Raw genomic sequence first — 6,295 nt, 5'->3', positions numbered from 1 at the left:
TCCCCAAGAGGACAGAGAGTGGTTTCTCTTGTGTCCAGGCTACTGCTGGTTGCACTTCTTCCAGCTCCTCTAGCGCGATGCGCTCCTTAAGTGGTGGCAACCATGGCTGTGGCACTGGAGGAATCTCTTGTTCCTCACACAAGAGCTGGATATTGTGTACTATCGCATCCAACTCTGTTGGAACTTCCTTGATCTCATCCACATCTTCTAAGCCTGATAGGTCTTCATTCAAGATTTCATATTGGCCCAATTCATTGATTAGGTAGATAGTATGGTCCTCAATCCCCATATCGTCCTTGTCCGGCTGGTAATCTGCCCCTGACCATGCCGACTGGAAGAGTTCATAGACTTCGTTATTTCCGACCTGCAGATAGGCGCGTCCAGTCTGTGTAATCTCGGCCGCATCCGGTGTATGAAGCATTTCATTCGAGTCAGAGCGGTCCGCCACTTTGAGGGCAATCTTAAAGCGAGAGTTGGACCAGATCTGATCATCTACTACTCCTGATGGCTTTTGAGTTGCTAGGATCAAGTGGACCCCTAGAGAACGTCCGACCCGAGCGATAGATACCAACTCCTTGATAAAGTCTGGCTGGTTGGCCTTGAGCTCCGCAAATTCATCCGAGATGAGGAAAAAGCTTTAATTCATTATACCATAAGAGATATATTATAAGAAAACTGAATACAGTATGGAATAATAAAAAGAAAACCACCTGAAACTAATCCAGGTGGATATTCAAATATTATAGAAGTGAATGCTTTTTTCGTATATCTGACTAATTAACCATCCCCAAAGCAATCATCAATCACATGACTGACATTACCCATTAGATTTGTCATGTCTCCAAGCTTATAACCCAACGCCTGTACCGCAGCACCCGATGCCAGACTCTCTAAATCACTCTTGAAATTTGTAAACCGAATCTGCAAAGATTTCACAACTGCACCAACTGCTTTTTGAGCACGAACAACACCTTTCAATTCAGCTGCTCCATAAAATGCATCCTCCATCCCATTCCTGAACGCAGGCTTGAAACCTCCCAACATCGACACAACTAGATTTATCGTTGTAGCTGCTGTGGTCAAGTCTATATCCAAAACATCAATCTCTGAAGCAGCAGTTCGAATTGTACCCGATACTGAAATCTGGGACTCCACAATACCATAAAACTTTTTATCGTCCTTATCCTCAAATTTGTTCTTATAATAAATCTCAGTAGGAAAATCATTGATAAGATCTTTTAAATTATCTCTTGAGGTATTTATGACTTTATTCGTGTTTTGAATATAGCCTTTTGCACTATCTAGATAACTGCTAAAAGACGTAGACATCTGATTTGCTAGATCCTCAGCCCTCACATCTATCTGATCATCGAAAGCACTAATAACATCACGATCATCAAATATCCCGCTCTCTTCTAAGTAGGTATTATAATCCTGAGAAACACTAGTATTAACATCTGGAACCGAACTAAAATCTAGTGTATCTATATTTCTAGCCAAGCCTCTATCTGTTTCTTCTAAAGCAGTTTTGATAACTTCGGCTACAGAGATAGTATAGGAGATACAATAAATGATTGTTTGGATATTTTGTTCCAATACTTTTAAAATTTCATTCACAGCTTGTGGTATTCCATCGCCAAAATGCGAACGCTTCTCTAAACCTTTCGTACTTTTCTCAATCATTTCTTCAAATGAATTAACTAGTTCTGCACCTCTTACCCCCAAGTAAGTAGATGTATTTGACTTAGCCCATACATTTCCTTCAGATTTTCCTTTTGAAGTCATGTTATGCACTTCGATATCGAGAAGAGCAGAGTCACTATTAAACTTCGCACTATATAATTTTGATGCAATTGCTCCATGGTCAAAATTATTTCCATTACTATCAAAATAGTCGTTTAGGCCACTAAAGCCGAACCAGTCAAAATTCCTAGAAAAATCATAGGGATTATATTCATTAAGTGTTTTAAACGTTTCTTTCATGCCATCATAATTACTGAAAGCTTTGTCTATCTTTTGTATAGCTTCAATCAAGCTAATGGATTGTAAATGCTGGAAGACAGCTTCTTTGAGATTGTTTGTACGACTCGACAAATTATTCATAACATTTTCATTTGCCTGACTTGTACGCTTGACTACTTCTAACAACTCTTCCGCATGTCTTAAACTAGCGTTCAGATTTGTAATCAAAGTCATCATAGAGGTCGTGTCTAAGCGAATTTCTTTTGAATCACCATATTTTTTCAACAAATCTTTAGTTGTTGTATTCTCTGGAGTCACTGCAAAATCTAATAAACCATCGCCATCTATATCAACCGCAAATAACTGTTCTAGAACTACTTGCTTTGTATATTCCATAGCCTCAGCACTTTTTCTGTAGTCTGTCATACTATGATGAATCGGTAAATCAATCGCAACAACATTTCCAGGATACTTGGTTTCCCTTGTGATTCCCAAAAATTTTAGCACTAACCAAGTGTTGTTATCCAGCAGTGTCTCTGCAACACTATTATCCAGCGCCTGTCCTCCAAATGAAATCTCTTTCCCATCCTGAGCCCAGGCAATATTCGTCAACACATCTCGTGTGGTGGAAAACGTCACAGAGTAACCCTTGTAATTCTTCCTCAACGCTTCAATTCGTTCTGCTTCTTCTTTAGCAGCTTTCAAAGTCTCAGGAGAAGTATCTTTTAAATGAGAAAGATAATCCCAATACTGCCTAAGAACAGCATCGTCTGGAAGTTTAACTGGTTTTCCCTTAATGCTACCAACGATCCCAAGCACCGAGGCATTGAACATTCTAACATACTTATTTAAATTATGTTTGAATTCCTCAAAATTGTTACTCTTACCAACAACCTCTGTATACCAAGCAGCGTCACCAGCTGCCACCATCTCATTAGCAGTCTTACCGTTTACCGACTGAGGAGCACCTTGATAGCCAAAATTATAGGGGACTTGTCTCTCCATGGCTGTCCTTCCAGCCTGATATTCTCCATAAGAATGGCCAGTAGTTGTGCTAATATAGTGTCCATTCGCCTCCACTCTATCATAAAAATCAAGGGCGGGTTTGTTTTTTTCTTTTAAGTACAAGGTGTCATTTAAGGCAATGGCAAGGTCTACAATAGGATCCTTATGGCCATCAGCTTCCATGTTGGTTCCAGCGTAGGCGATATAGGTCTCACCTGTCATCTTATCTTCAACCGCTATGGCAGCAACACCCGAATCTTTATCATACATTTTGTCTACGATTGTTAAAGAATCTCCATACGATTCTTTTATTAGTTCTTCAGTAGTAGCAAGTGGATCTTGAGGATTCCGAAAAGTATAATCTTTTTCATATTCATAAACATAATCTGAAATTTTAGCGGATACTTCCACTCGCCTATTACTTTTCTCAATCGAATTCATAAATTTACTTTCCTTTCACTAAATAAATTGCAGTACTGATTTGAACCAATTTTTCTTTAGATTCTAAACTTAGGAGTATATCGTATCTGTCATAGTACGCATATCCAAGACTAACTGAAAGTTTTGTGTCAGATGGAAGGTTATACTTTTCCACTATTTTTTTGTATAACTCTGATTGATTTTCAGGCTGGTAAATAATATCACTCAATTCAGTTTCTGCGCTCTTAAATGTTTTTTCCACATCTAAGGAAGCGAAAAAATCTCTTGAAACCACTAAATTAAGAATTTCCTCGTCAAACAAAGGATTTATCTCCGAGCTATAATTTAGTTTACCATTAGAGTATGTAACAGGAACTGTCTCTTTAGTGTCGCCACGTGTTATTGTATAATCACCTTTAATATTTACTTGAGTGATATCTAAATTCACTTCGTATTTTTTAACTTCACCTTGATTTTTTATATAAACTCTACTATTGTATCCCTTTAATCCCGTAAAATCCTTTTCTTCTTGTTCTAAAATTTTAAACATGGGTTCAAAGGTTTTTTCAAATTCGTACTGTTCCTTTGTTCTGTTTTTGGGAATGGTCTCACCACCCAAACTACATCCAGTCAACGATGCTGCTGTCATAAGTATAACTCCTCCTATCAGTAACCATAAAATTATTTTTATTTTTTTCATCTTTCTTTACTCCGCGATTATAATATTCGCTATTGATTTGTGATTGCGCCTTTAATCAATCATTTAGCGCATTAATGCCTTAATCTTAATGTATGTACTCTCACAAACAAAATAATGAACTTGATTTTCTAACATAGTCTCTCTTAGAGGTTTCTTTGCGACGGGTACAACGTTTTGGTCATTGAGTCTCATGCTAATCAAAGCCTGTTTGAAACCTTTTGCTAGGCGCAACGCAGCCTCTATATTACGAGAAATACTTTGGTTCGTAATAACAAGTGAAGCATAGCCTGCTAGTATACCTTGTTTAAAGATAAACTCTAGTCTCTTTTGTGCCACAGGTGTTAAATTCCCAATTATTTCCGTGATATTATAAAGAACGATAGTAACTACATGTTCCTTTAACCCCTCTTGATTTCGCTTATGAATCTCCGATTCAAGAAGCTCTAGCCTATTTTCGATATTTTGTATTTCATTCTCATAAATGACTTCTTCCCCAAATTTCTCAAGATTTAGTTTAGAAAATTGTGGCGCCAAGACGATGACTTTTTGTTTTCCTTTTGCAATGTGTTCCACCAAAGTAGCCATCTGTTCTTCTTTATCTGTTAGGTAGAGGAGATTTCCTTTAGCTAGGTTCCAAGTAACGGGCTCAACTGTCTCCAAGTCAAGTCCTAATGGCACGAGTCCATGTTCATAGGCAGTCTGCACGCTGGCTCGGCTATAGAATTCTTTCTCCGTCAACTCCTCTGGCACCATAGGGATGGCACTTGGGCGTTGGCCTGTCCAGGCTTCTTGGAGAGAAGCGACTACTTGGCGAAGGTTGTTGAGAATTTGAGTATCATTGGCTCCAGAAACTGGAAGCGCCAACTGGATGACATCGACTTCCTCACGTTTCATAAGGGCACGTCCCTTGATATCTTCCATGGTCATAGCGAGTGGTGTAGCACCTACAATTGCTCTCACTTCGCCTGCTTCATTCTGTGGTAGGCTCAATTGATGCTTGAAGTTCGAGTAGAGTTGAGCGCGCAGGTTGGTCTGACGACCAGCTGTCATCAAGAGGTGAACACCGATGCTGAGACCTTCACGAGAAATTCTCACTAGAAGCTTGAAGAGTTCTGCCTCATAGGTCTCTTCTTTGATAGCTTCATAGCTATCTAAAAGAATGACAATAGCTGGTTCTTTCTGACCACTGGCCTGACGGTAGAGTTCCAATGTCCCAACGCCATAGTCAGAGAGAAGTTTCTTCCGACGATTGAGTTCTTTCTCCATGATTCGTACAAATTTAGAGATTTTCTCCGTTTGGTCCAAAAGCATGGTATCAGCCACCTGCGGAAGTTTAGATAGTGGAGCCAAACCATTGGTCCCAAAATCCATCAAGTAGATAGTCAGGTCCTTAGGACTGAACTTACGAGCCAAGTCCATACCTGCAGACTGAAGGAAGGTTGTCTTTCCAGTACCCGGGCTTCCATAGAGAAGGACATGTCCGTCCTTGGCGAGATTGATAGAGACAGCTTCCTGTTTCTGTGCCTGTGGAATATCTGCCATTCCCAGTAGGACAGAGAGTGGTTTCTCTTGTTCCCAGGCTACTGTCGGTTGCACTTCTTCTAACTCCTCAAGCGTAATTCGCTCTTTAAGCGGAGGCAACCATGGTTGCGGTACTGGAGGAATCTCTTTTTCTTCACACAAGAGTTGAATGTTGTGCACAATCGCATCTAACTCTGTCGGAACTTCCTTGATTTCATCCGCATCCTCTAAGCCCGATAAGTCTTCGTTTAAGATTTCATATTGTCCCAATTCATTGATCAGGTAGATGGTATGGTCTTCAATTCCCATATCATCCTTTTCTGGCTGGTAATCTGCCCCTGACCATGCTGACTGGAAGAGTTCATAGACTTCGTTATTTCCGACCTGCAGATAGGCGCGTCCAGTCTGCGTAATTTCAGCTGCATCAGGAGTATGAAGCATTTCATTTGAGTCAGAGCGGTCCGCCACTTTGAGCGCAATCTTAAAGCGAGAGTTAGACCAGATTTGATCATCCACCACACCCGATGGTTTCTGCGTTGCTAGGATCAAGTGGACCCCTAGAGAACGTCCGACACGAGCGATAGACACCAACTCCTTGATAAAGTCTGGTTGGTTGACCTTAAGCTCCGCAAATTCATCCGAGATGAGGAAGAGATGAGGGAGCGGTTCTGTCGCTTCTCCGTTTTT

The 6,295-nt window shown here is 40.3% G+C and carries 3 protein-coding genes and 1 pseudogene; all 4 read right to left on the bottom strand.

What is annotated here, in order from left to right; all coding sequences use genetic code 11:
- Nucleotides 1–631: pseudogene (locus HMPREF2853_RS09180) on the bottom strand (type VII secretion protein EssC); the annotation flags it as partial.
- A 146-nt stretch (nt 632–777) separates the two neighbouring features.
- Nucleotides 778–3,408: an SA1320 family protein gene (locus HMPREF2853_RS09175; RefSeq protein ID WP_070536008.1), complete on the bottom strand. Its 2,631-nt coding sequence runs from the start codon at nt 3,406–3,408 to the stop codon at nt 778–780.
- Nucleotides 3,409–3,412: 4 nt separating this feature from the next.
- Nucleotides 3,413–4,036, bottom strand: coding sequence for a hypothetical protein (locus HMPREF2853_RS09170; protein ID WP_410002235.1), 624 nt, complete (start codon nt 4,034–4,036; stop codon nt 3,413–3,415).
- 114 nt (nt 4,037–4,150) lie between these two features.
- Nucleotides 4,151–6,295 (bottom strand): type VII secretion protein EssC (gene essC, locus HMPREF2853_RS09165; RefSeq protein WP_070536002.1); only part of this gene is annotated, 2,145 nt, incomplete at its 5' end.

It is taken from the genome of Streptococcus sp. HMSC077F03, assembly GCF_001812375.1.
In the GTDB taxonomy this organism is placed as follows: domain Bacteria; phylum Bacillota; class Bacilli; order Lactobacillales; family Streptococcaceae; genus Streptococcus; species Streptococcus oralis_S.
Note: the sequence above shows the minus strand (reverse complement) of the source record. Positions and strands in the feature narration are given on the sequence as shown.